Below are 24688 nucleotides of genomic sequence, written 5' to 3'. Positions count from 1 at the left end.
TCACGAAAGTGCGAAGATTGCTTCCGGAAACTGTGAATTAACTACGACTCAGCGTTGGAGCATCGCCGAAAAGAGCCTCGCTTGATATTGAGCATCGTGTAACGGATTGTGATCTCCCGCCTCCGAGATGTTCAGCGTTGAGGCGATTTTGCTAGATTTCGTTTCAGACCATGTGGACCCAAATTTACCCATGTAGAAGGACTTGATATCGAGGCCTGCAAAGCCAAAGGGATTGTCATGCGAAAAACGATGGAAGTAGTAGTTGACGAATGACCAATCGAACGGCGCGTTGAACCCCACGAATATAGGAGTTTCATCCTGCTCGATAGTCTCTTCAATCCAATTCCGAAATGCGTTCATAGCTTCATGAGGATCAAGACCACGCCTAGCGAGATCATCCAACGTATTGCCTGTAACTTTCATGGCGTCGGGATCAGCGTTTTGGTTTATGGGCTTGAACTCAAGAAGCAAACCGCTCTCGACGTCTTGAAGAGAGCACGCACCAAGTGACAGCATGCTGAACTCGCCGGGGATCGGGCCAGCAGCTTCAATGTCAACCGAAATGAAATGTTCTTTCTTCATCACCACACCAACGGGTCCGCGGAAACCAGAGGAGGCCGGTCTTTGATTGCCTTCCAATGAACGCGGAATGCGTCCTTTCGTTCTTCAACAGTACCTGTTGTCTTCCAGTGCAAACCAGCTAGTGAGACGATGTCGAACGGATGAGTTGCCCCCTCCTTGACCGTCAGCATAGTCGGCAGGCAACGGCCGAGCGCATAACCAAGTTCGATGAAGCAGTTGGGACGAGCTCCGGTGATGTCTGCGAGAATCATGGAACTGCGATGGAGCTTGTCGAAAATCTCCTGATCCATCCGCGCACGATCGAACGGTTGAGCTCCATCAACCACTAACAATTTGTATCCAAACTCCCCTTCCATCACCGGTTGCGCAACTTCGGTGAAGAAGCTCTCCACATCGGAAAAATCCGGATGACTCGGATTTAGCAAGCGCACGGCGAAAGCGTGCGGAGGTTCGAGCGCTCGAAGCAGGTCCAGCATCGTAGATGCACGCTGGCTCGCCGTTTTCGATTTGGACCAGTTGATGCGATTGATCCAGGTGTGAGGGCTAGAATCGGTCACGCCGAAAAAGCGCCCGGACTGAGGACTTGCAAGGGCCATGTTAAAGAGGCGCAGCGATCCTTCTTTCGGTTCCGAAAGCTCGAAGTTCAGGGGAATAACCGGTTTTCCCGCTTCGTGATACAGATTTGCTAGGAAGAGAACACCCTCGGACCCACCCAGAGTTATCAAGATGTCGCCATGACGGGCCTGAACTTCCATTCTCTTACTGTTCATATTCCAGTGTGAGACGTTCTCTATCGCGATGGCATCGGAATCTCTCATCTCGTCCCAGAGACTTGCGAATTCGGCAGGTATTTGCTGTTCTGTCTTGTGATGAAGGATCGCGATTGCGAGCGGACTCGCAGCCCCACTGGGACGCTTCGGGAGGTTATCGCTCAAGGTTTGCCATACCAGCCAGTCAAAGCAGATCGGCTTGCCATCACAGGGACGTAGCTTTTCAGCGTCAACGGGGACAACGAACGTTGCGCCCAAGGCAATCAGTTGCGGCACAAGTGCGGCGACGAAGTCTCTTGCAAGCTCAACTTCGGTAGTTGAAGCCACTTGAGAGTTCGTGGCGATACTGCCGGCAATTTGAATGCGGCGCCCTGCCAAGTTAGAGATGGACATCATTTGTCCTCCAGTACTGGAGAGGCTGGCACATCTTGTGCTGCTTTTTGAAGATCTGCAAACTGCAGCTCACGATCGGGAAATGCCCGGGAGAGTGCTTCCGGATATAAACGAGTGCGAATGTCTGAATAAGTAAAGCCGGGATGTTTCCCATGAGCTCCCGTCAACTGAACCAATTCCTCAAGTTGACTATCGGTCATCTTGAGGCCCTTCAAATCCATCTTGAGGAGGGCCTTCCTCTTATGGGCGTCAGGCCTCGTAAACTCTTCCACCAGCGCTGCACGCCTATAAAGCGCCGGGTCTAACGTGCTTAACCGATTTGTGCAAAGGATCGTGACAATACGCCCTCCGTGTCTACGCAACCCGTCGATGCTTTGGATTAGTGTGTTGACCGCGACTTTGTCTTCGTGATGGCTGTGTTCTTGAGAGCGAGCCGCACCAAGGGAGTCGCCTTCATCAATGATCAATACAGCTCTGCGCGTTTTTCCTGCCGACGCAGTGATCTTCTGAAAGGCTTCAGCAATCAGGGAGCTCATCTCGCCGACTTTGCCGGTTCCGCGTACGCTGTTGCTCAACTTGAAAAGCACTGAATCTTCAGTCTTAGCCTCAGTAACGATCCGATTTGCGATGCATTCCGCAGTCTCGGTTTTCCCCGTGCCAACGTCGCCGTAGAAAATGACCAACGGGTATTGCTCTTTGATCAGGTTAGCGAGCTGGAGATCTCCCGCATGAAACTTCTTATTCCAAGACGCGATCTCCGACTCACTAAGCAGCAAGCGAATACGGTCTCGCACTTTGGTGTATCGCTCTTCGAACCCCAGGAGGGTCTTCTCCTTGATAGCCAGTGCGGAATTAGGCAGAGCCAGTTGAAGCTCGAAAATGTTGTGATCGCTCATGCTCCGAAGTCCTTTCTCTGCATACCCCAGCCGTTGCTCGCGTAGTCTCGGCCACCCGATTGCGGAAGGCCAACATGGCTTGTGCTAACGGAAGTCGGTTGCCAGGCGACATTCAAACGGGAGCTCATAGTGTTACGCGCAGCCGAGTCATAGGACGATGTGTACGTCAGAATGATCCGCAGGTAAGGATTCGCGACGCGGGGCCACAAGACGCCTCCAGGGCGGCTGGATGTCAAATCCCCCGCGGCGGTGTTTACGATGTACTTGGTCGCTTTGACTTCTGTACCATTTTCACCGCCGGTGAGCAACGTCAGGTCAACTGATTCGAGGTAGCCATTCTTGGCAAGCAACTCGATGTCCTCTCCGTATGTTTGCGCCAAGGTTTCGGTAATCGCGCTTGTGCTCTGCGCGATCATCTTGAGATCGGTGGTCACCTTCCGGACGACCTTCTCGATATCGACGGTGCTGTAGGTAAGGCTGCCAGTGGTCGATGCGGTTCCCATTATTCTTCCTCCGTCTTAAAGCCAGGCCCGAAGACTTCCTTCCAGATGTCTTCATCGTCTTCGGTCGAAGCGAAGTGTGCAGCCTCCCATGCGCTTTGAGCGCCAGCAACGATAGTCTTCCGTTCCTCCTCGGTGATTCGAGCTGCGACATTGTTGAGGCTGTAAACGGGATCAATGATCACGACCGGATCGCTAAATGTGCCCAGCGGCGTTTGGTTTTCGGGAAAACTAATAACTTCTTTGAGTTGAGACTGAGCGATGTACACGAGAAAGCGCCGAAACTTTTGTTCAATCGACCCTTCGGAACCGTTCTTATCGAGGACATACGCCATGATCAGTTCAATCGTGAACGATTTGAGAGGCTTCAGCTCGGCGTAGTTCCGCCAGCGCTTTGCGAGGCGAACAAGAGTCCGAAAATCCTTATCTTTTGCTTTTCGTGCGCGGACAAATTGAATCTGACAAGGGGCGCAAGTTTCGAGATGAGTACCGGGGCTCTCGAGATCAAACTGCCAGCCATAGCCCGGGCGAGATGGATCTTCAATGACGGGCACCACGTCTACGTTCAGCCCACTAGCAACGAACTCGACAGTGAGAGCCTTTCGCTGAATCTCAAAGTCTCCAACTGCCTTGTTCGGATAAACCTTGAGCAGCAGATCGTAGATGGTGTCGTTAAGACCCTTGAGTGTTTCGTGATCGATGTTCCGCCCAGAGATGTAGAAGACGACATCTACATCCACTGGATTCAGGTTTGTCTTTCGGAGAATCGTAAACTTCGCAAACGAGCCAGCCTTCACAACTTTCGTGATCTTGATCTCGGCCTTATCCTTCAGGCTCTTCGAGAGTTCGGCGATCAGCCGGTCAACTTGAGCGTGGTACTCGGTTCGTTTGTCCGCAGGCAGCCGCAAGACGTTCGAATCGTAGTAGCAGAGTTTGGTGTTCGATAGCGGCATAAAGCCTCCTGTGAGATTCAGCTTGGATCGTACGGTAAAGAAACCTTATGAGTCAAGTTTCTTTACGAGTTGCTAAACTTTACGTGTTATCTTGGTCATACGGAAGGTTTTCGACCAATGGACATCGGTCAGCGCAAAATCCGCTGGGGCGTCGAGCAAAGGCTCGAATTCATAGAATTTCGGCTCTTCTGGGTTGGCTCTATCAATCGCTCGGATTTAACCGAGCAGTTCGGAGTCTCCACTCCCCAGGCGTCAGCCGATCTGGGTAGGTATGAAGAAAAATTTCCCGGAAGTCTGATCTACGACAAGAGCGCCAAACGCTACGTCCCGTCGGCCTCATTTGCTCCACAGCTCACCAAACCAGATGGGGACGATTATCTGAATCGCCTCAAAGCCGTTACGGACCATTCCGTCGAGGCAGCCGATCTTTGGCTCTCGGGAATGCCGCCCGCAGAGTCTATGCCTCTTCCGCAAAGACGGGTCGATGTGATTGTCTTACGAAAAGTCTTGGACGCTGTACGCTCCCAGCGAGCAGTTCGCGTTCTCTATCAGTCGATGAACATAGAACGTACCGAGCCGGTTTGGAGATGGATCAGTCCTCATGCATTTGCTAACGACGGCCTCAGATGGCATGTCAGGGCCTTCTGCCACTTGGACAAAAGGTTCAAGGATTTTCTTCTTTCTCGATGTCTGGGTATCGACGGGGACGACGTTCAGCTTAAACCGGGTTCTCTCGATTTGAGCTGGCACCAGTATTTCGATGTGGTTCTGGTCCCCAATCCCCTATTGAGTGAAAGTCAGAGAGACGTCGTCGCTCAGGACTACTGCATGAGCGATCAGAAGATCGTCATTCCTATTCGAAAGTCATTCCTCTACTACTTTCGCAAACGGCTTCGTCTCGACGTAGCGCATGTTCTCGACAACGTCCGTGAAACTCCGGTCATTGTGCAAAACAAAGAGGCGTTCGAAAAAGTGCTTCTCGAAGTCGACAAATAGCTAATTTGTCGATACTTAGCGTTTTGCTACGGATACGCGTCTATGGATTGATTCATAGTCTGATGTGGCAAAATTGGTGCATCTGAAATATGCGATTGTGAAGGATTTCCGTGGCCGCTGAGCACCCTTTTTTCGAGCATCCGATTCTCAACAGTCCCTATCAGGAGCCTCGGAAGCATTGGGAGCTCGACAAGGACGGTCAGCCGACCCAACTGATTGCCGACTCCCGCCGTCGCGCTGAATTCATCTCGCCTATACCCAAACCACGAATGCGGAAGGGCCAAGCGACTCAGACATCCCTTCAGTTGCAATCCGATGACGGCCTCTCCACAAAACAGCAGCAATACGCCTCCGCGATCATCAACGATCTCCGCGCGGAAGTGGACGCTTGGCGAAAACTACCCAGTTCCTCAGACTGGAATGTTTCACCAGAGACCGCACGCCTCTTGGAACATTGGCGCAACTATGAGTTCACTGGTGTTCGTCCGTTTTTCTGTCAGGTAGAGGCGGTAGAGACTGCGATCTGGCTGACTGAGGTCGCTCCGAAACGTGACACCTGGAAGCGGAAATACCTGCAGCATCTAGTTGACGCGAACAAAGAAGCCAATCCTGAACTCCTTCGGCTGGCGCTCAAACTTGCGACGGGAGCCGGCAAGACGACTGTCATGGCGATGTTGATCGCTTGGCAGACGGTCAATGCAGTTCGCCGACCAAACAGTCATTTCACCAAAGGGTTTCTTGTTGTGGCTCCGGGCTTAACGATCCGAGACCGCCTCAATGTCATCAAGCCTAACGACCCCTACAACTATTACTCGACTCGGGAACTTGTGCCTCAAGACATGCTTCAAGATATTCAGCGTGCTGTTGTGGTCGTTGAAAACTACCACAAGTTCAAGCCACGCGAACGCATGGAGTTGTCCAAAGGCACACGAGGGTTATTGCAAGGTCGTGGTGAAGAATTGAACACGCTTGAGACAGAGGGACAGATGTTACAACGCGTCATGCCCGAGCTTCTTGGCATGAAGAACATCCTGGTCATCAATGATGAAGCGCATCACTGCTATCGCCACAAGGACGGCGAATCGGACGAAACAGACATTGCGTCTGACGAAAAGCAGGAAGCGAAGGAAAACGAAGAAGCGGCGCGAATGTGGATCACGGGTTTAGAGGCGGTGAAGCGGAAGATAGGTGTTTCCCGCGTCATTGATCTCTCGGCAACACCATTTTTCCTCCGCGGTTCGGGCTATGCCGAGGGGACTCTCTTCCCCTGGACTATGAGCGACTTTTCGCTGATGGATGCGATCGAGTGCGGCATCGTCAAACTACCGCGCGTTCCAGTAGCGGACAACATACCCGGCGCCGATATGCCAAAGTTCCGCAACTTGTGGGAGAACATCCGGCAGAAGATGCCCAAGAAGGGCAAAGGCAAGGGAGATAAACTCGACCCCCTTTCGCTACCCGTTGAGCTTCAGACGGCACTTGAGGCCCTGTACGGCCATTATGAGAAGACTTACGAAAGTTGGAAGGACGCTGGAATTTCCATCCCCCCTTGCTTCATCGTGGTCTGCAACAACACCTCCACATCGAAGCTGGTCTATGACTACATCTCTGGGTTCGTCCGCGACACTCCCGAAGGCGAACAGACGATCCCCGGTCGGCTAAAGCTATTCAGCAATTTCGATGAAAGCGGAAACACTACCTCTCGCCCTCGGACGCTCTTGATCGACAGCGCCCAGCTTGAATCTGGCGGGGATTTAGACGACAGCTTTCGCAAAGCCGCAGGGCCTGAGATCGAGCAATTCCGGCGCGAACTTGTCGCTCGAAGCGGGCAGCAGCAAAGCGCCGAAGAGATCGACGATGTTCAGATTCTTCGTGAGGTGATGAACACCGTAGGCAAGAAGGATCGTCTTGGAGAGTCGATTCGCTGTGTCGTTTCGGTGTCTATGCTCACCGAAGGTTGGGACGCCAATACGGTCACGCACGTTCTGGGCGTTCGTGCCTTTGGAACGCAACTTCTTTGCGAGCAAGTCATCGGTCGCGCATTGCGTCGCCAGTCCTACGAACTGCTCACTGAAGGAGAGGACGCAGGCCTGTTCCCCGTTGAGTATGCGGATATCCTCGGCATACCATTCGACTTCACGGCCAAACCAGTGATTGCTCCGCCACAAGCTCCGCGCGAGGTTATTCACGTAAAGGCACTTTCGGAACGCGAGCGTTTGGAGATTCGTTTCCCACGGGTCCAAGGCTATCGGGTGGAGCTTCCTGCTGAGCGATTGGAGGCCGAGTTCAATGACGATTCGACCCTCGTGCTGAATCCAGATGTTGTAGGCCCTTCCGTAACGCACAATCAAGGCATCATCGGCGAAGGCGTCGACTTAAATCTCCGACATCTCGGAGACCTCCGACACTCGACGCTTGTGATGAACCTCACCAAAAGGTTGCTTTATACCAAGTGGCGTGACGAGGGAGAGGAGCCAAAACTTTACTTGTTCCCGCAACTGAGCCGCATCGTCAAGCAATGGCTCGATAAGCACCTGATCTGCGTTGGAGGGACATTCCCAGCACAGCTCATGTACCAAGAACTTCAAGACATCGCATGTGACCGCATCACGACAGCAATTACTCGGAAGATGGAAAAAGAGACGCCCATTAGGGCAATTCTCGATCCGTACACACCCGAAGGTTCAAGCCGCAATATCAACTTCACGACCACTAAGACTGAGCGATATCAAACAGCCCCTGACAAGTCGCACGTGAACTGGGTGATCCTCGATAGCGACTGGGAAGGCGAGTTCTGTCGTGTGGCTGAAGCGCATCCCCGTGTTCGGAGCTACGTCAAGAATCATTCGATGGGCTTCGAGGTTCCTTACCGAGTAGGTGCCGTAAACAGAATCTACCGTCCAGACTTTATCGTTCGGATTGACGACGGAAGCGGTGAGGAAGATCTTCTGAACCTCATTGTCGAGATCAAGGGCTACCGTGGAGAAGACGCGAAAGACAAGAAATCAACGATGAACACGTACTGGGTCCCGGCAATTAATCACAGCGGAACACACGGTCGCTGGGCCTTTGCGGAGTTCACCTCGGTCTACGCGATCGAGACTGAGTTCGCGAAAGAAGTCGAAGCGAAATTCAATCAGATGATCGCCGAGATTCCGGCAGCATACGAGACAAAGGGTTAACTGTCATGGCGAAAAAAGCACAGACCACCGCGACCAAGAAGATCGAAACCCTCGTCCATGACGAAGCCTCGCGTAAGAACATACCGACTGCTGAATTTCAATCAGTGATGCGCGAGGAGGACCAGAGGCCCGTTCGAGTGGCATATCAACGACGGAATCCCGACCTTGATCCACAGTTGATTTGGCGTGGGAAATACCCGGAGACAGGCGAAGCAGTCGATGAGCTACTCAAGGTACCTGCCCCTCCTCTCTACATTCAGGAGAAAGTTCACCCGAAGGTTCTAATCGACGACCTCAAGCATGAAACAGAAAAGGCTCGTGCAGGCAGTGTCACAGATAAAACTCAAATAGATCTGTTCGCAGACTTCAACGGTTTGCCCAACGACGACGCTAGGACTGAATTTTACCAACACGAGCAGCATTGGTCGAATCGCATGATTCTTGGTGACAGCCTGCAAGTGATGGCTTCGCTTGCAGAGAGAGAAGGTCTTCGAGGTAAGGTGCAATGCGTCTACTTCGATCCTCCATACGGAATTAAGTTCAACTCCAATTTTCAGTGGTCCACGACCGATAGAAACGACAAGAACGACAAGGCTCAGTTCATCACACGCGAACCTGAACAGGTAAAGGCCTTTCGGGATACGTGGCGTGATGGCGTTCATTCGTACCTGAACTATGTCCGAGACAGGCTGATACTGGCACGAGATTTGCTCTCTCCTTCGGGTGCAGTCTTTGTGCAGATTGGCGATGAAAACGTCCACCGAGTGCGATGTGTTCTTGATGAAGTCTTCGGTGATGAAAACTTCATCACCGAAATCGTCGTGAAAAAGAAAGGCAGTCAAATTAGCGGGACGATGGACCCCGTGAATGACTTCATTCTTTGCTACGGACGTTCGCCTAAAGAGTCCGGCGCTTTGAAATTTCGCCCGCTCTACGAGACCAGAAGTGATGCCGAAGTCGTCGAAGATTTTAGCTCAGTCGAACTCTCTACCGGTGAACGGCTCACAATGGCTGCACTCGAACAGCGAGACGACGTCCCCTACAGAGAAGATCTTCCCGCCTTTCGGAGCAGATACAGAGACGCCCGCTCATTCGCACCTAACCCTCTCAAGAGTGGTGGCTTCCGAAAGAATCAGTCACGCGATTTTGAGTTTCAGGGGCGAACGTTTCCGATAGGCGAGGGCCAGTGCTGGAAGCACACCGTGATCGAAGAAGATGGGACGACTCCAGGTATGGAACGGCTCGCTCGAGCTGACCGACTTCTGCCGCTCAATCGAGATGTCCGTTTTATCAAATATGCTTCTCAGCCATCTGCTAAGCAGATTTCGAACTGGTGGGACGGGCTAGGAGGCGCGTCATCTCCCATCTACGTTGTCCAAACCAACGCCGAGATTGTAAAGCGGTGCATTCTGATGGTTACCGATCCCGGCGACCTAGTGATCGATCCGACTTGTGGCTCGGGTACAACCGCGTATGTGGCTGAGCAATGGGGGCGACGCTGGATCACAATCGACACGTCACGGGTGGCACTCGCCCTCGCCCGAGCACGCATCATGGGGGCACGATACCCTTTCTACCTTCTCTCTGATTCCCGTGAAGGCCAAGTCAAAGAAGCGGAGTTGCAAGGGCGCGTGCCGGCCGACGCACCAATCAGAGCGGACGTTCGTCATGGTTTTGTGTATCGCAAGATAAAAGACAGTACTTCCGGCTCCATTGCTAACAACGCTGAAATCGACATCATTTGGGAGAACTACAAGAGATCTCTTGAACCGCTCCTTCAGCAGCTGAATTCTTCGGTCAAAACGAACTTCCAAGAGTGGGAAGTTCCTCGCGAACCAACTGCTTCTTGGAGCGGGATTGCGAAGAATCTTCATACTGAATGGTGGAACCAGCGGAACGCCAGACAGAGCGCGATTGATGCTTCTATCTCAGGCAAAGCTGAATTCGTTAACCTCTACGACAGGCCCTATGAGGACAGTGCTAAGGTCCGCGTCGCCGGGCCTTTTACGGTAGAAAGCCTCTCGCCTCATCGCGTACTGGAGATGATGGATGACGAATTAGCGCCATCTGCTCGAACCAATTATGACGATCCTCGCGATGCTGGCAATTTCGTGCAAGTAATCCTGAACACCTTGAAGGAAAGCGGAGTTCAACAGGCTGATAAACACGCGAAGATCACTTTTAGTTCGGTGACCGCGTGGCCCGGCGAAATGGTCTGCGCAGAAGGTCGATACCAGGAGCTTGATGGCAAGGAACGTCGCGCAGCCATAATGGTCGGACCAGAATTTGGAACAGTTTCTAGACCTGACTTGGTTTCAGCGGCGCGCGAAGCAGGAGACGCCGCTTTTGACGTATTGATCGCGTGCGCATTCAACTTCGACGCCCAGTCTTCTGAGTTTTCAAAACTGGGCCGGATCCCTGTTCTGAAGGCGCGAATGAATGCTGACCTTCACATGGCGCAAGACTTTAAAGACACAGGCAAGGGCAATCTCTTTGTGATCTTCGGTGAACCCGAGATCGACATCATCCCAGTCGATGAGACAGGTGTCCAAGTAAAGTTGAAAGGTATAGACATCTTCCATCCGGGAACAGGAGAGGTGACGAGCTCAGAGCCGGATGAGATCGCTTGCTGGTTTGTCGATACGGACTACAACGCCGAAAGTTTCTTTGTCCGCCAAGCTTACTTCTTAGGCGCCAATGATCCGTATAAAGCTCTCAAGACCACGTTGAAAGCCGATATCGACGAAGACGCGTGGAAATCTCTACACAGTGACACTTCGCGAACATTCCCGAAACCCAGTACGGGACGGATTGCAGTTAAGGTCATCAATCATCTTGGTGACGAGGTGATGAAGGTGTTTTCAGTTAGCTAAGGAACGCGAGATGGTCTTAGAAGTGCGAGGAATGGCATCAGCTAGCCAGACGTTCGTTCAACTCTGGGGCGTCTACGTGTCTGGATTCAAGCCAGACAAGCATTGCATCTACTGCCTGAAGGGCAAGAAGGAACTCCAGCTCCATCGGGAGATGCAAGACGGAAACTACACGCTTAAGACGGACTCGCCGTATTTCTACCTGTTCGCAATGGGACGGGTGCCCAAGCATGAGACAAATGTCCACCTCGCGGTTCGTCCCCAGGCAGGCTCGGTTGCCAGTATCGGTTCCGTCTACGGAGTGACGTTTACCATCCGCGATGCTTTCGCTCTCCGTGTCGATCGGCTTCCCGACGGATGGATGGGGCTTGGGACGGATTACACACGTTGCCGCAATTTTCAGTTCGGAGTTCAGCAGTTTGGTTATCGCCCTATGGGAAGCCCTCAACATCCTGGCGACCACTCCCTCATCCCGGAGAAGCTCGGCTAATGCAATTCGTGATCGCCAACACGTTTCAAGAGAGCCTTACGAAACTTCAAGGTTCAGAGCAGAATGCTGCGAAGTTGGCGGCGATGGAACTGCAGATGAACCCCTCCCACCCGAGTCTGAAGATGCACAGACTAGAGAAGGTCAAGGACAAGAATTTCTGGTCTGCACGAGCGAATGACGATGTACGGCTGATCGTCCATCGGACTGAGAATAGCTGCCTTCTCTGCTATGTCGATCATCACGACGCGGCCTACGCCTGGGCTGAACGTCGCAAGCTCTCTGTCCATCCAGCCACCGGCGCTGCTCAGATGGTGGTTCTCAAAGAGACAATACAAGAGGTGGTCGTCCGCAAATACGTGGAGGACGCGACCCCACAACAACCCAAGCCGCTCCCATTATTGGCGACTGCGAGCGACTCTGATTTGCTCGGGTATGGCGTTCCCCAAGAATGGATTGATGTCGTTCGCAACGCTAACGAAGACAGCATCCTTGATATCGCGGGGAGTCTTCCAGAGGAAGCCCGTGAGGCCGTCCTTACATTAGCAACGGGACTCCGGCCCTCCAAGTCCGAAGAAACAACTCTTGTACCGAATGCTTCGGCTGCGGTTGTTGAGCAAGCTGCTTTCTCACACCCTGACGCACAACGTCGCTTCCGTACGGTTAGCAATCGTGAAGAGCTTGAACGAGCCCTCGATGCTCCGTGGGAGAAATGGGCGGTCTTTCTCCATCCAGCACAACGGGTTTTGGTTGAGCGGGACTTCAATGGCCCCGCCAGAGTCACTGGGCCTGCTGGAACGGGAAAGACAGTGGTTGCGCTGCATCGCGCAGCTTATCTTGCCGAAAACAATCCTTCCTCGCGAGTCTTGCTGACGACGTTCTCCGACGTTCTTGCAAACGCGCTTCAATCCAAACTTCGCTTGCTGCTTGGAAATCGTCCGCGTCTCGCAGAGCAGATTGAAGTTTTACCTATTTCCGCGATGGCACGACGCCTCTATGAAAGCAACCTCGCTGCTACTTATGGCCCAGCAACGATAGCTTCGGAAGAGTCGATACGCGAACTGCTGAAAGAGGCCGCCGACGTTGAGGGACTCTCACAATTCACTTCTGGATTCCTGTTTGCAGAGTGGGACCAGATTGTCGACGCGTGGCAGCTCAAGACTTGGAGTGAGTATAGAGACGTTCCTCGGCTCGGCCGCCGAACCCGTCTCCGCGAGCCCCAACGGGAGGCACTATGGCGACTGTTCGCACGAGTGATTGAACGTCTCTCATCAGCTCAACTCATGACTGAAGCGGAGATGTTCGTGCGGCTTTCACGTCACTATGATGAGGGCGGCGCCCCACCTTTCGATTTCGCAGTTGTTGACGAGGCACAAGACATTAGCCAAGCAGAATTGCGCTGCTTGGCCGCATTGGGAGGAAGTCGTCCCAATGCACTTTTCTTCGCGGGTGATAGCGGTCAACGCATCTTCCAAGCCCCCTTCTCTTGGAAGTCGGTAGGCGTGGATGTCAGAGGGCGTTCCACAAATCTAAAAGTGAACTATCGTACTTCTCACCAGATTCGGGAGCATGCTGATCGGCTTTTGGATCGCGAGGTGACAGATTCAGATGGCAATGTTGAAGACCGCCGCGGAACAGTATCGGTATTCAATGGTCCAAACCCAGATGTCCAAGTGGCCGCAACTCGGGAAGCGGAGGAGCAGCTCGTTGCTCAGTGGCTTAAAAAGCTTTCCAGTGAAGGTTTCCGCCAAGAAGACATCGCGATTTTCGTACGATCTGCCGCTCAACTTAGCCGTGCAGAAAATGCCGCGAAGATGGCTGGTATGCATTGCAAAAGACTTGAGAAGCGAATGGAAATCACTCCAGGAATTTTGCCGATCGCGACGATGCATCTTGCCAAAGGGCTGGAATTCCGCGCAGTGGCAGTGATGGCCTGTGATGAATCGGTATTGCCAGATGCACAACGTCTCGAAACGGCTAGCGACCCATCGGAACTCGAAGATATCTACAATTCCGAGAGGCAAATTCTTTACGTCGCATGCACTAGGGCGCGTGACAGGTTGCTCATTTCGAGCGGCGGAGAAGCGTCAGAGTTCCTAGATGATTTCTATCGTTAGCAGCGATTAGGCCGCAATTTGGTGGACGTAGTAAGGAGTTTCTTTGTCCGAGAGGATGTATTCAAGTCGTTCCTTTGATGTCGCTCCCGGCGTTAGCCACTCCGTTAGATATTGTTCCTGAATCGTAATGATCGTCCGTTGGTGGCCCGTGGCCGCGACTTCCGGTAGAGGCTCATCCGTTATCGCGGCGAATGAGCAGAGTCCTGATTCATTGGGTTTGGTCCAACGATCCCATACGCAGGCGACAAGCATGTCGCTAGATGGCTGAGGATCAAACTCAAGAACGAGGTTTTTAGGTTTCTCGTCTGGCGCTAGCTCACGATGCTCATACAAGTGGAGAGGCACGTTCTCGTAAAAGCCTGAGATGACCAGCACGGCATGATGCTGGCCGTAGACCTTGCTCCAATAGTCATCGAGACTGTCGTGTCGCGCGTTGTAGGTGCCTGGAAAACGCTTGTCGTAATCGGCAGGCTTTCCGGCCAGACGGCAGGCATAGCGCATGGGACGAATGAGGGTCTTATCGTTCTCTCGAATGAGTACCGGCGCGTACATCATTGGGAAGATGCGTGCGTCTTCGTTGTTGGGTTCGGCTCTTCTGAGGTCTGCCAACCGTTCTAGTAGCGTCTGAGACTTGGCTGTTCCGATGCGAACGTCTTCCCGAGCCTTCTTCGTTTCCTTCTTTGCGAGGGATTCTTCAGCAGCCGCGATACGGCGCTTCTGAACGAAGACTTCGCTCTCCCACTCCGTTCGCTTCTCTTTGAGATATTGAGCGATGTAGCCAGCAGTGCGCTTCTGAACCTCCGTCTCCGGGTTCACGAAGTTGCGCTGCAAATCTCGCGACATCTTGATGTCTTCGCCTTCGGCTCGGCGGCGGTACGCATCTTCGAACGCCTCCCAATCAACTTCCGCGTCGTAGCGGCGCGAGAGGTGTTTGAGGTTCTGTCGAACTCGTGCGGAGTAACACATGGGCTTCCATTATAAGATTTTGCGGCCCGATTCACAGCTCGAAGCAACGTAAGCCATTCCCTATGAGTTAGATAGGAAGACATGCACCTGTTCTTATGCAAGTTGGTGACTTGACCTTCCTCCCCACCGATAGGCGAATATAAGGCGAAGGTGTTTCGCCATGGCCACTGCCGCAACAATCCGGGTCCAAGTCGAGTCGGCGCTGGCACGTAAGTACCCTTCTGCACTGACGCCCCCTCCACGAATGGTGCGCCCTGTCGTTTCGTCGGGCATAGGCGCTCTTGATGAACTGATACAGGGAGGCTTGCCTGTCGGGGCACTTACGGAGCTTGTAGGAGAGGAATGCTCTGGGCGCATGTCACTAGCCCTATCGTTCCTGTCGCAGGTTACGGCCATGGGCAAGGTGTGTGCCTGGATCGACGCCTCCAATACCTTTGACCCCTCATCGGCGGCTTCGGTCGGCGTAGACCTCAAGCGGCTCTTGTGGGTGCGTTGCGGTGTCAGCGAGGCAACCGTCGAACGCGAGACTCGGAAGTTTGCTCTTCCCGCCGCGTGCTTCGCTCCCAAGCCTGGATTGAAGGGACTTCATGGGGGCGGACATGGAACGCACCCACGTTCAGAGGTGAAAGGGCTTTCAGCCGCTGTCGACAGGTTCTTGAGCAACGAGACTGTGGCTGCCAGATGCGCGGAACCCATCTCAAAACCTCGGCCTGCTCCACAGCACTTTGAGTCCAGCTTGAAATCATCCACTGCGCCTGTGCGCGCACCTCGACGCGCGAAGGTCTACAGCGCGGTCGAACAAGCATTGAGGACGACCGACCTGTTGATTCAGACCGGCGGCTTCAGCGCGATCGTACTTGACTTCGGAGAGATCGCCAGCGAAGTTGTCTCCAAAATCGAATTGTCCACTTGGCATCGGTATCGGGTCGCGTCTGAACAGACCCAATCAAGCATCGTGCTTCTCTCGCAATACGCCTGTGCCAAGAGCGGCTCCGAATTGCAGTTGCGGCTCTCCGCGCTGGAGAACTTGAGAGAAGAGCGCACGGTATTCACCGGCCTCAAAGCCCGCGCTGAAGTGCTTCGACAGCGTTTCGCGCAAGCGCCCTCGAACGTCGTGCCAATGCGAAAGCCACCTCAACGAGTCTGTGAAGCTCGCTGGGATCATCGTGCGAATTGGGCAGGTCCGCGATGAAGCATATGCCTGAACTGTATGCCTGTATCTATGTGCGCGAACTTCCCGCTCAAGCATTGCTGCGCTTGCGGCCTGAGTTGATTGACAAGCCGTGCATCGTTCTGGAGGGCGAGGCTCCTGGTCAGATCGTGTGTTCCTTGAACACGCGTGCGCGTCTTCTCGGACTCCGGCAAGGCATGACGAAGGTTGAAGTCGAGACCTTCGAAGAAGTGATCGTGTTGCAGCGGAGCGTGAAAACCGAGAGTGCCGTCCGCTCCGTTTTGCTGGAATGCGCGGGAGCCTTCTCACCACGGCTTGAAGATCGAAGTGTCAATGGGATTTTCATCTGCGCCGTGGACGTGGCAGGCACGGAAGGTTTGTTTGGGCCTCCACAACTCCTATCGAAACTCGTTCGCCAACGCATTCGCTCTGTCGGCGTCGTTGCCTCGGTGACTGTGAGTTCAAACCTGAACGCGGCCATATGTCTCGCGCGAGGGCTCAAACATGGAGTGGCGATTCAAGTTGTAACTCGTGGAGACGAGGCGAAAGCGTTAGCCGCGCTACCTGTCTTGGTGCTGGGTATCACTCCGTCGCAGGTGGAGACCTTCAGCGTATGGGGTATTCGTAACGTCGCTGCGCTCGCCGCACTGCCTGAGAAGTCCTTGATTGCTCGCTTGGGGCAAGATGCCAAGCGATTGCTGCAGCTCGCGAATGGTACGCGACCACACCTGTTCCAGCCGATTGATATTCCCTTCGTGTTGGAAGAGCAGATTGAACTCGACTTTCCGTTGGACGATCTTGAATCCCTGCTCTTCGGCGTTTCAACGATGCTGGAACAACTCATCGTTCGCGCCAAGTCCCGTGTGCTCGCCTTGGCTTCGGTGACGATTACGCTACGTTTGGACGGTGGAGGCTTGCACGAACGCAAGGTGAATCCGCGCGTGCCGACGAACGAAAAACAGCTATGGGTCAAGCTGCTGCACCTCGACCTCGAAGGTCATCCTCCACCAGCGTCCATCCTCGGCGTCCATCTCTTCGCGGAGCCAGGAGCAACAAGCAAAGTTCAACTTGGGTTGTTCTCTCCACAACTGCCTGAACCCGGAAAGCTCGATGTGACCTTGGCCCGTATTACGGCCATCGTCGGCGAGAACAACGTCGGACAAGCGGTGCTTGACGACACACTGCGAGCGAGCGATTTCCATGTGGAGCCGTTCTCGATCGCCACTGCGGAGCCCACGCCTATTCAGAAGTCTTCAACATTGTGTTTACGTGTACTCCGTCCTGCTGAACGGACAAGGGTTGATATTCAGCGCGGGCTTCCGCAACAAGTTCACTTTCGTTCGCGTTGCTACTTGATTCAGGAAGCCTACGGGCCTTGGCTGAGCGGCGGCGATTGGTGGAACGAAGCGGTCTGGGGGAACGAGCAATGGGATTTCGTCGGCAAGGCCAGCGATAACGCCATGCTTGTTTGCAGGCTGGCACGAGACTTCATCGCGAACGAGTGGCGAGTGGCGGGTCTATATGACTAACCGCTACGTCGAACTCCACGCAAACAGTGCCTTCTCGTTTTTGGAAGGCGGTTCCCAACCCGAAGCCCTGGCGGAGCGGGCGTTCGCCCTAGAGATGCCGGCGATGGCGCTTATGGATCGCAACGGTTTCTATGGGTCTGCGCGCTTTCACAAGATCGCCGAAGAAAACGGCATCAAGGCACACGTCGGCGCTGAAGTCTCCGTCTCAGGTTTCGGCAACCGGTTAGCGCCTCCCATTTGGACGCCGCATCAACACCTCGCCGAACCCTCACGCCTTGCTCTGTTGTGCGAGACCAGAGAGGGATACCAAAACCTTTGCCAACTCATCACGCGCTTCAAGATGCGTGAGAGCACCAAGCAGGAAGGAGCGGCAAATCTGGCTGACGTAGAGGAGTACTGCAAAGGTGTCATTTGTTTGACCGGAGGCGATGAAGGGCCGCTGGCTGCGGCGCTCATGGCTGGAGGCGAAGCTGCTGGCCGCGAGGTAGTGGAGAAACTGGTTCGTATATTCGGACGAAGCAACGTCTACGTCGAAGTACAGCGGCACCGCGAACGAACGCAGGAATGGAGAAACCAAGCTGCATTGCGGATTGCCGAATCCCTTCGCTTGCCCGTGCTGGCGACGAATGGTGTGCGCTATGCCACCAAGTACGACCGTGAGATAGCGGATCTCTTTACGGCAATACGGCACCATACACCTCTTGACCATGCCGGGCGATTGTTGGCACTCAACAATCAAAGACACCTTCGACCTGCAGAGCGAATGGTCTCGCTCTTCCGAGACATTCCGGGCGCCGTCGAGAACACCGTTGAACTCTCGTCGCGCTTGGACTTTCACCTTTCAAAGCTTGGCTATGAATTCCCGCGCTATCCAGTTCCGGATGGTGAGTCGATGGATAGTTTTCTTGCGAAACGCGTGGCTGAGGGTGTAGCCCGGCGCTACGGTCCAAAGCGCGATGCCGGTCTTCTCGAACGCGCGAAGAAGCAAGTGGCACACGAACTGGCGCTGATCGAAAAGCTTGGTTTCGCCGGTTACTTCCTGATTGTTTGGGACATCGTTGAATACTGCAAGAAACACGGAATCCTGATTCAAGGCAGAGGCAGTGCGGCAAACTCGGCCGTTTGCTATGCGCTGGAGATCACGGCGATTGATCCGGTCGGCATGGAACTGCTCTTTGAGCGTTTCCTATCCGAAAGCCGCGGCGAGTGGCCCGACATCGACCTCGATCTCCCTTCGGAAGAAAGGCGCGAGCAAGCAATCCAGTATGTCTACGAGCGTTACGGTCGGCTCGGTGCGGCTTTGACTGCAAACGTCATCACGTATCGCGGCAAATCGGCTGCACGCGAAGTCGGCAAAGCGCTGGGTTTCGATCCTGAATCACTGCAACGCTTGTCTGGGCTAGTGGCAAATTACGAGTGGAAGGGGCCGAACGACACGATGGCGCGTTCGTTTCAGAACGCGGGCTTCGACGTGGAACATCCACGTATCGCGAAGTACCTCGAACTCTGTATGCGGGTGCAAGACTTTCCACGTCATCTCGGTCAGCACTCCGGCGGTATGGTTATCTGCCAAGGCCAGCTCGATAAGGTTGTCCCGCTCGAAAGAGCTTCCATGCCTGGAAGAACTGTCGTGCAGTGGGACAAGGAAGACTGCGCCAACCTAGGAATCATCAAAGTTGATTTGCTGGGCCTCGGGATGATGGCCGTATTGAAGGATTGCCTGTCGCTTGTGCCCGAGCATCACGGTGAACAACTCGATCTCGCACAACTGCCGGAAGACGAGGGAGTCTATCGAACTCTCCAGCGTGCAGACACGATTGGGATGTTCCAAGTGGAGAGTCGGGCGCAGATGTCGTCGCTGCCTCGCAACCGGCCTGAGAAATTTTACGATCTCGTCGTTCAGGTCGCCATCATCCGCCCCGGCCCTATCGTCGGCAAGATGATGCACCCTTACATGCGGCGTCGGCAGAAGCAAGAGGAAGTGACGTATCCGCACCCTTCCCTCGAATCGACACTCAAACGGACGCTTGGCGTTCCGCTGTTTCAAGAACAGCTCTTGCGCATGGCTATGGTCGTTGCCAATTTCACCGGTTCGGAAGCTGAAGAGCTCCGCCGCGCTGTCGGGATGCGCCGTTCGTGGGAGCGGATGAAGAATCTTGAAGGTCGTCTGCGGGATGGCATGACCGCCAACGGGCTCGATATTGAAACGCAAGAGACCATCATTCAGAACATCAGTTCGTTCGCCCTCTACGGCTTTCCAGAGAGTCATGCTGCCAGTTTCGCGCTCATCGCGTACGCCTCTGCTTACATCAAAGTGAAGTACCTTGCTGCCTTCACCTGCGCGATGATGAACAACCAACCAATGGGCTTTTACAGCCCATCCGTCATCATCGAAGATGCACGACGGCACGGGTTACGAGTAAAGCCCATAGACATCCAAGTTTCGGATTGGCCCTGCACTATTGAGCACGAAGACGACGAATCTTTGTCATTGCGGCTTGGACTTGGTTACGTGCGAGGCCTGAGAAGCCAATGCGCAGAGACGGTTGTTAGAGCACGGTCTATGGGCCGCTTCAAGTCTGTCGATGATCTGGTGATTCGGGCTCCTCAGCTGAACCGAAAAGAACTGTCACTCTTGGCTAACGTGGGAGCTTTGAATAGTCTCGACGGTGTCGAGCATCGGCGGGATGCGCTTTGGCAGATAGAACGCGCTGGAAAGCCGGAAGGCCCGCTGCTGATGCAGCAGAGCGAATTGCTCCGTGAAGAGGCTTCAGAGATACCGCTTCAACCGATGTCAGCCGAAGAGAGACTTGTGGCGGATTACGCGGTGAGCAGCGTCACAACGGGGCCTCATCCTATGTCTTTCCGTCGTGCGGAGCTAAGTCGTCGCGGTTATCTGCGGGCTGTTGACCTTACGCGGCGGCCTCACGGCTTCTACGTCAAAACTGCCGGACTCGCGATAGTCAAGCAACGTCCCGGCACCGCCTCCGGTGTTGTCTTCCTCTCAGTGGCGGATGAAACGGGCGTCTTCAATGTCTTCGTGGCTCCGAATTTCTTCGAAAAGAACAGACGGCTCATCACGACTGCGAAGTTCTTGGCGGTAGAAGGGCCGTTGCAAAAAGAAGGCCCAATCATTCATGTGATGGCGAAGTCATTCAAGGAACTTTCCGTAGAGAGCCAAGCTGGCCGCTTACAGGTGACATCGCATGACTTCCACTAATAAAGGCTCTCAGGTAGGCGGGCATCGCAATGAAGTCGATCAGCAGAAGCTCGGACCAGCGATGGTCATCACGGCAGGCCTCATCCTAGGGATGCGGACGATCAGTTGGGACGCCACCCACAGCGACGGTCTTTCGAGCATCGAATGGGAAAAAGAAGTGGAGCATAGCGTGCGAGTCGCGAAGCGTGTCCTGACCTTCTTGACCACTCGATATCCAGATCTGTTTCAGTCGAAGAAAGTGCCTTGGTATGTCGCAAATGACGATGATTCGCCGCGCTGAAGTGGTCCATATGGAATTTCAGGAAACAAGGCGCGATATGCCAGACTTAACGGCGAAGGAGACACGAATGCAGGGTCGCCTTTCGGACGCGTCTATCGGCTATCTCTTCCCGAAGGGTAAAGGCGCTCCTTGCGCTTATGGCATCGAATTGCTGTTCTCGTTCATGCTTGAACGTCCAACTGATTTCACGTTCTTAGAGCCAAGTGACTTCGCACATCTGGACTCATCGGGCTTTATCGGGATTCCTGAGTGGGATGAGTTCGTTCGACACTACACCACCTGCAGGCTTTGTCATGGATGATCTGACGGACGCAATCCTGGCGATAGGCACTCGCAAGATCGTTCATGTCGATATGGACGCCTTCTATGCGTCCGTCGAGCAACGCGATGACCCATCTCTCAAGGGTCGGCCTGTTGTCGTGGCTTGGAAGGGTAAGCGTTCGGTAGTCTGTGCAGCGTCCTACGAGGCTCGGCGGTTCGGCGTACGCTCCGCTATGCCGGCGATCACGGCAGAGCGCATGTGTCCCGATGCAGTGTTTCTCCCACCTGATTTCGTACGTTACAAAGCCGTATCAAAAGCTGTTCGTGAAATCTTCGAACGGCACACGGACGACATTGAGCCGCTATCGCTTGATGAAGCCTACCTCGATGTCACGGTGAACAAGACTGGCTTGAAGACCGCAACGCTAGTCGCGAAGACCATCCGACTACAGATTTGGGATGAACTGAACCTTACTGCGTCTGCCGGGATCGCACCGAACAAATTCATTGCGAAGATTGCTTCTGACTGGAGGAAACCGAACGGCCAGTTCGTTGTCCAACCGCACGAGGTTCAATCGTTCCTGATGCCGCTACCTGTCGGGAAGATTCCTGGTGTCGGCAAAGTCACCGAAGCGCGGATGTCGGACGTTGGTATAAAAACCGTTAGCGACATCTACGCAATGGATCTCCCGACGCTCGAAGGCCACTTTGGAAGTTGGGGCACACGGTTGTTCCAACTGGCGCGTGGCATTGACAACAATCCAGTGATCTCAAATCGGGTTCGCAAGCAAATTTCCGCTGAAGACACATTCCTTGACGACATCCCACTATCCGAGTGCGAACAACACATTCGGCGGCTAGCAGAGAAAGTCTGGAATGCCTCGCAAGCAAACGCGCGTCGGGGCCGGACGGTAGTGCTCAAACTGAAGACAAAAGAGTTCAATTCGCTCACTCGCAGCTTGACGCCGCCCACTGTCCCGATGACGTGTGAGGATTTCACAAATTTAGGTCTGCATCTCTGTACTCGTGTCGATTTCGACGCGCGGCAACTTTACCGATTGGTTGGGATTGGCTTAAGCAACTTTGAAGTCGAGGGAGGTGTCATACCCGAGGCAGACCTGATTGACCGATCAAGTGCTGCTCCGATCACGTCGGGAACGAGGGTTCTGGACTGAAGAGAAGGGCGCTTATGAGGACAATTCTGGCTCGATGAGTGCATCAGCCTGTTCTCGTCAGTTGAAAACTCCTGAAGGATTGCTCCTGCTCGGCATCCGAACCGAACGCTGCGCAAATGCAGGCAATCTAGTACTCAGCGCAGCCTCAACAGCTTGCGCGCCAAGAACATGCGCTTACGAGCTTCGCTCTTGCCCAAGCAACACACATCTTGAGACGATGACGACATGGCAGAAGCGAAGTGGAAGCGGTTCGAAAAAGTCATCCATGAGATCCATTCCCAGTTGGCGCCGCAGGGCGCTGTCGTTGCCCACAACGAAAAGATCGTAGGCCATGAATCTGGCGTTGAGCGCCAGCTCGACATCACGATACGTATCACTGTCGCAAATTATCCTCTTTTGATCGTTGTCGAATGCAAGGATGAAGCGCGCCCGATTGATGTCAGCGTCATTGGTGAGTTCGCCAGCTCACTCACAGATGTCAAAGCAAATAAGGGCGTACTAATCTCCAGCGCTGGATTCACGCCCGGCGCAATAAACATGGCCCGCAATCGCGGCATAGAGACACGCACATATCTCGACACAGAAAGCATCGATTGGAGTTCCGAGGTCGCCATCCCGGTCTTGGTACGTTCGACCATCCTTGAAGCATGGAACGTAACTTTTGAATCTCTGCCTGGACATCACTGTCCGGGTCTGCCCGGTGAAGACCTCCACTTCCTGGAGGTCTTCGATACCAAAGACGAACATCTCGGATGGGTCATCACCCTTTTCGGTCAGAAATGGATGCATGACATCTCTCTACAGGAATCCGGGATTCATTCTGTCGTGGTCGCGGAACACGCAATTGTGCATTTCAGAGATGCTCAGAGTCATGTTCGCATCACCGCAAGATTGAGAGTTGCTCATCGAGCACACCTCGGTCCGCTGCCGATTAGCGTCAAGGGGTTGCTCAACGACCAGGATGGAAGTTTCACGACCAACCAGTTCAAAACAGCACCGATCGACACCGGAGCAATCTCTCGCGGCAAGGTGGCGGGCTGGCGTGAGGTAACAGACCCAGCGGTCGAGGCAATTATCACGATGGATGTAATGGATGCACTACCCGAGACTGCCGAGGAGTTTCATCGCTATCGGCTTGAACCATTGACTCTGGTGGACGACGCGCTACTCTGAACTAGTTCGTAAACTAACCAGTCAGCAGATCCTGCAGGCGGAGAATGGAAGATGCAATGGAGAGTCCCAACACCCATTTTTCCTTGTATGCCATCGAGCGAATCTCCTCCGGATTGCTTCGAGGTGGCGGAGATGATGAGGATTTCGATCCAGCCATTCTTCCTTTTGAAGTTTTGCCTGGATTGACGATAGAGGATGTTTCACCGCTCATCCGAGATGATGAGTTTGATGTTTTCGAAAATTTCATCGGTCAGCATACATACGAGAGTTTGTCGCGCCTGAAATATGCCATCATCCACCGCTTTCCTGAGTTGGAGTTTGACGAGTCAGGGAAAATCACAGCGTTCAGCACTGACCTTATATTCCGTTCCCGCACGCTCGTTCGGGAAGCGGCTGCATGTCTTCGATTACTACGCCCGACCACGCAACATCTTCATTTTTTCGAGGGTCGCATAGACCATGAGGGCTTCCTCACGCGGATTGCTTTCGATACGCCATTGGACAATGTCATAAATCCGATCAGCCATCGAACTTTGGCATTTCGCTCCGCCGATGCGCATTCGCTGCGGATTTACCTTCCGAGATTTCGGGAAGCGATGGCCGGAGAATTTTGGAAATATCGCATGTGCATTGCCATGCACGAATCAGGTCATTTCCAAAATGACGACTGGCGAGCGAAATTTTTCTTGTGGACAACAGCCGTTGAGTCACTGTTCACAACGCAATCGCGGGATGCGCAACATTCTGGGAGTTTAGTGGCGCGCGAGCGTATTAAGTCATTCTTGGGAGGCGCGACCCCGATTTACCCGCCAGAGGAGCTGTCGTCTGTCTACACGAATCCCAATCTTACTGTGGCGGACATCATTGGCGACCTCTATTGCTTGCGGAATCACATCGCCCATGGAGATCGAATCCCGGCGTACTACTTCGAAACGGGACGCTCCAATATCTACGGCGACGATATAAGCCGGTATGACATGCTTTTGGAAGCGATCAGTTTCATCATCCGGCACAGCCTGCTCAAGATTCTCCGTGACGGATTGCTGAACGATTTTGCAGATGCCCGGTCATCGCAAGCCTACTTCGGTGCATTGGGACTCACTAAGAACCTTCTAAAGAAGAGCGCGGCGCATTATCCCTGCGCGACATAGCCAGGAGGGTGTGAAG

General features: G+C 53.8%; 19 protein-coding genes and 1 pseudogene. 14 read left to right on the top strand and 6 right to left on the bottom strand.

Annotated elements, in window-relative coordinates; genetic code table 11:
• Positions 1 to 48 precede the first annotated feature (48 nt).
• From AB6729_RS08390 to AB6729_RS08370, 5 genes are read right to left on the bottom strand one after another with little or no spacing between them, the layout of a single operon-like run.
• Positions 49 to 582, bottom strand: a complete 534-nt coding sequence (locus AB6729_RS08390; RefSeq protein ID WP_371081123.1) for a 3'-5' exoribonuclease domain-containing protein — start codon at positions 580 to 582, stop codon at positions 49 to 51.
• The gene (locus tag AB6729_RS08385; RefSeq protein WP_371081122.1) at positions 582 to 1748 is read right to left on the bottom strand and encodes a hypothetical protein; all 1167 of its coding nucleotides are present in this window, start codon (positions 1746 to 1748) and stop codon (positions 582 to 584) included. Before AB6729_RS08385 ends, AB6729_RS08390 begins: the two co-directional genes overlap by 1 nt.
• A complete protein-coding gene (locus AB6729_RS08380) occupies positions 1745 to 2641 on the bottom strand; it encodes an AAA family ATPase (protein WP_371081121.1) in 897 nt (298 codons plus the stop codon). The genes AB6729_RS08385 and AB6729_RS08380 overlap by 4 nt, the downstream gene beginning before the upstream one ends.
• Positions 2638 to 3144: a hypothetical protein gene (locus tag AB6729_RS08375; protein ID WP_371081120.1), complete on the bottom strand. Its 507-nt coding sequence runs from the start codon at positions 3142 to 3144 to the stop codon at positions 2638 to 2640. The genes AB6729_RS08380 and AB6729_RS08375 overlap by 4 nt, the downstream gene beginning before the upstream one ends.
• Positions 3144 to 4094: a CBASS oligonucleotide cyclase gene (locus AB6729_RS08370; protein ID WP_371081119.1), complete on the bottom strand. Its 951-nt coding sequence runs from the start codon at positions 4092 to 4094 to the stop codon at positions 3144 to 3146. The genes AB6729_RS08375 and AB6729_RS08370 overlap by 1 nt, the downstream gene beginning before the upstream one ends.
• A gap of 117 nt (positions 4095 to 4211) precedes the next feature.
• Here AB6729_RS08370 and AB6729_RS08365 point away from each other — a divergent pair, with 117 nt between their 5' ends.
• The 5 genes from AB6729_RS08365 (at position 4212) to AB6729_RS08345 (ending at position 13746) form a co-directional block, all read left to right on the top strand.
• Entirely contained in the window at positions 4212 to 5090 is an 879-nt protein-coding gene (locus AB6729_RS08365) for a WYL domain-containing protein (RefSeq protein WP_371081118.1), read from the top strand.
• Positions 5091 to 5200: 110 nt separating this feature from the next.
• The gene (locus AB6729_RS08360) at positions 5201 to 8272 is read left to right on the top strand and encodes a BPTD_3080 family restriction endonuclease (RefSeq protein ID WP_371081117.1); all 3072 of its coding nucleotides are present in this window, start codon (positions 5201 to 5203) and stop codon (positions 8270 to 8272) included.
• Positions 8273 to 8277: 5 nt separating this feature from the next.
• Positions 8278 to 11145: a site-specific DNA-methyltransferase gene (locus AB6729_RS08355; protein WP_371081116.1), complete on the top strand. Its 2868-nt coding sequence runs from the start codon at positions 8278 to 8280 to the stop codon at positions 11143 to 11145.
• A 31-nt stretch (positions 11146 to 11176) separates the two neighbouring features.
• On the top strand, positions 11177 to 11632 hold the full coding sequence (locus AB6729_RS08350; protein ID WP_371081115.1) for a hypothetical protein: 456 nt from the start codon (positions 11177 to 11179) through the stop codon (positions 11630 to 11632).
• Positions 11632 to 13746: a 3'-5' exonuclease gene (locus tag AB6729_RS08345; protein ID WP_371081114.1), complete on the top strand. Its 2115-nt coding sequence runs from the start codon at positions 11632 to 11634 to the stop codon at positions 13744 to 13746. Before AB6729_RS08350 ends, AB6729_RS08345 begins: the two co-directional genes overlap by 1 nt.
• A 6-nt stretch (positions 13747 to 13752) precedes the next feature.
• On the opposite strand, the gene AB6729_RS08340 is transcribed toward AB6729_RS08345, so the two are convergent.
• A complete protein-coding gene (locus AB6729_RS08340) occupies positions 13753 to 14577 on the bottom strand; it encodes an SOS response-associated peptidase family protein (protein WP_371081113.1) in 825 nt (274 codons plus the stop codon).
• Positions 14578 to 14872: 295 nt separating this feature from the next.
• Between AB6729_RS08340 and AB6729_RS08335 the strand changes: the two are divergent.
• From AB6729_RS08335 to AB6729_RS08295, 9 genes and pseudogenes are all read left to right on the top strand, one after another.
• Positions 14873 to 15208 (top strand): annotated as a pseudogene (locus AB6729_RS08335) (recombinase RecA); the annotation flags it as partial.
• Between the two features lie 240 nt (positions 15209 to 15448).
• Positions 15449 to 15904, top strand: a complete 456-nt coding sequence (locus AB6729_RS08330) for a hypothetical protein (RefSeq protein WP_371081212.1) — start codon at positions 15449 to 15451, stop codon at positions 15902 to 15904.
• Complete coding sequence (locus AB6729_RS08325) at positions 15901 to 17412, top strand: DNA polymerase Y family protein (protein WP_371081112.1); 1512 nt, start codon at positions 15901 to 15903, stop codon at positions 17410 to 17412. Before AB6729_RS08330 ends, AB6729_RS08325 begins: the two co-directional genes overlap by 4 nt.
• Positions 17405 to 20632 carry a DNA polymerase III subunit alpha gene (locus AB6729_RS08320; protein ID WP_371081111.1) on the top strand — a complete coding sequence of 1076 codons (3228 nt, stop codon included), beginning with the start codon at positions 17405 to 17407 and terminating at the stop codon, positions 20630 to 20632. The genes AB6729_RS08325 and AB6729_RS08320 overlap by 8 nt, the downstream gene beginning before the upstream one ends.
• Positions 20619 to 20912: a hypothetical protein gene (locus AB6729_RS08315; RefSeq protein WP_371081110.1), complete on the top strand. Its 294-nt coding sequence runs from the start codon at positions 20619 to 20621 to the stop codon at positions 20910 to 20912. The genes AB6729_RS08320 and AB6729_RS08315 overlap by 14 nt, the downstream gene beginning before the upstream one ends.
• A complete protein-coding gene (locus AB6729_RS08310) occupies positions 20881 to 21213 on the top strand; it encodes a hypothetical protein (RefSeq protein ID WP_371081109.1) in 333 nt (110 codons plus the stop codon). The genes AB6729_RS08315 and AB6729_RS08310 overlap by 32 nt, the downstream gene beginning before the upstream one ends.
• Positions 21206 to 22348, top strand: coding sequence for a DNA polymerase IV (gene dinB, locus AB6729_RS08305; RefSeq protein ID WP_371081108.1), 1143 nt, complete (start codon positions 21206 to 21208; stop codon positions 22346 to 22348). Before AB6729_RS08310 ends, dinB begins: the two co-directional genes overlap by 8 nt.
• A 225-nt stretch (positions 22349 to 22573) precedes the next feature.
• Positions 22574 to 23521 (top strand): restriction endonuclease, encoded by a 948-nt coding sequence (locus AB6729_RS08300; protein ID WP_371081107.1) that lies wholly within the window; start codon positions 22574 to 22576, stop codon positions 23519 to 23521.
• 44 nt (positions 23522 to 23565) lie between these two features.
• Positions 23566 to 24672 (top strand): hypothetical protein, encoded by a 1107-nt coding sequence (locus tag AB6729_RS08295; protein WP_371081106.1) that lies wholly within the window; start codon positions 23566 to 23568, stop codon positions 24670 to 24672.
• Positions 24673 to 24688: the final 16 nt, after the last annotated feature.

Origin of the sequence: Terriglobus sp. RCC_193 (assembly GCF_041355105.1) — a bacterium.
GTDB lineage: Bacteria > Acidobacteriota > Terriglobia > Terriglobales > Acidobacteriaceae > Terriglobus.
Note: the sequence above shows the minus strand (reverse complement) of the source record. Positions and strands in the feature narration are given on the sequence as shown.

Coding starts and splice junctions, on each gene's coding strand:
- AB6729_RS08350 (WP_371081115.1), top strand. CDS start 11,177: ATGGCATCAGCTAGCCAGACGTTCGTTCAACTCTGGGGCGTCTACGTG.
- AB6729_RS08295 (WP_371081106.1), top strand. CDS start 23,566: ATGGAAGATGCAATGGAGAGTCCCAACACCCATTTTTCCTTGTATGCC.
- dinB (WP_371081108.1), top strand. CDS start 21,206: ATGGATGATCTGACGGACGCAATCCTGGCGATAGGCACTCGCAAGATC.
- AB6729_RS08310 (WP_371081109.1), top strand. CDS start 20,881: ATGTCGCAAATGACGATGATTCGCCGCGCTGAAGTGGTCCATATGGAA.
- AB6729_RS08325 (WP_371081112.1), top strand. CDS start 15,901: ATGAAGCATATGCCTGAACTGTATGCCTGTATCTATGTGCGCGAACTT.
- AB6729_RS08320 (WP_371081111.1), top strand. CDS start 17,405: ATGACTAACCGCTACGTCGAACTCCACGCAAACAGTGCCTTCTCGTTT.
- AB6729_RS08375 (WP_371081120.1), bottom strand. CDS start 3,144: ATGGGAACCGCATCGACCACTGGCAGCCTTACCTACAGCACCGTCGAT.
- AB6729_RS08355 (WP_371081116.1), top strand. CDS start 8,278: ATGGCGAAAAAAGCACAGACCACCGCGACCAAGAAGATCGAAACCCTC.
- AB6729_RS08390 (WP_371081123.1), bottom strand. CDS start 582: ATGAAGAAAGAACATTTCATTTCGGTTGACATTGAAGCTGCTGGCCCG.
- AB6729_RS08385 (WP_371081122.1), bottom strand. CDS start 1,748: ATGATGTCCATCTCTAACTTGGCAGGGCGCCGCATTCAAATTGCCGGC.
- AB6729_RS08365 (WP_371081118.1), top strand. CDS start 4,212: ATGGACATCGGTCAGCGCAAAATCCGCTGGGGCGTCGAGCAAAGGCTC.
- AB6729_RS08300 (WP_371081107.1), top strand. CDS start 22,574: ATGGCAGAAGCGAAGTGGAAGCGGTTCGAAAAAGTCATCCATGAGATC.
- AB6729_RS08315 (WP_371081110.1), top strand. CDS start 20,619: ATGACTTCCACTAATAAAGGCTCTCAGGTAGGCGGGCATCGCAATGAA.
- AB6729_RS08380 (WP_371081121.1), bottom strand. CDS start 2,641: ATGAGCGATCACAACATTTTCGAGCTTCAACTGGCTCTGCCTAATTCC.
- AB6729_RS08345 (WP_371081114.1), top strand. CDS start 11,632: ATGCAATTCGTGATCGCCAACACGTTTCAAGAGAGCCTTACGAAACTT.
- AB6729_RS08370 (WP_371081119.1), bottom strand. CDS start 4,094: ATGCCGCTATCGAACACCAAACTCTGCTACTACGATTCGAACGTCTTG.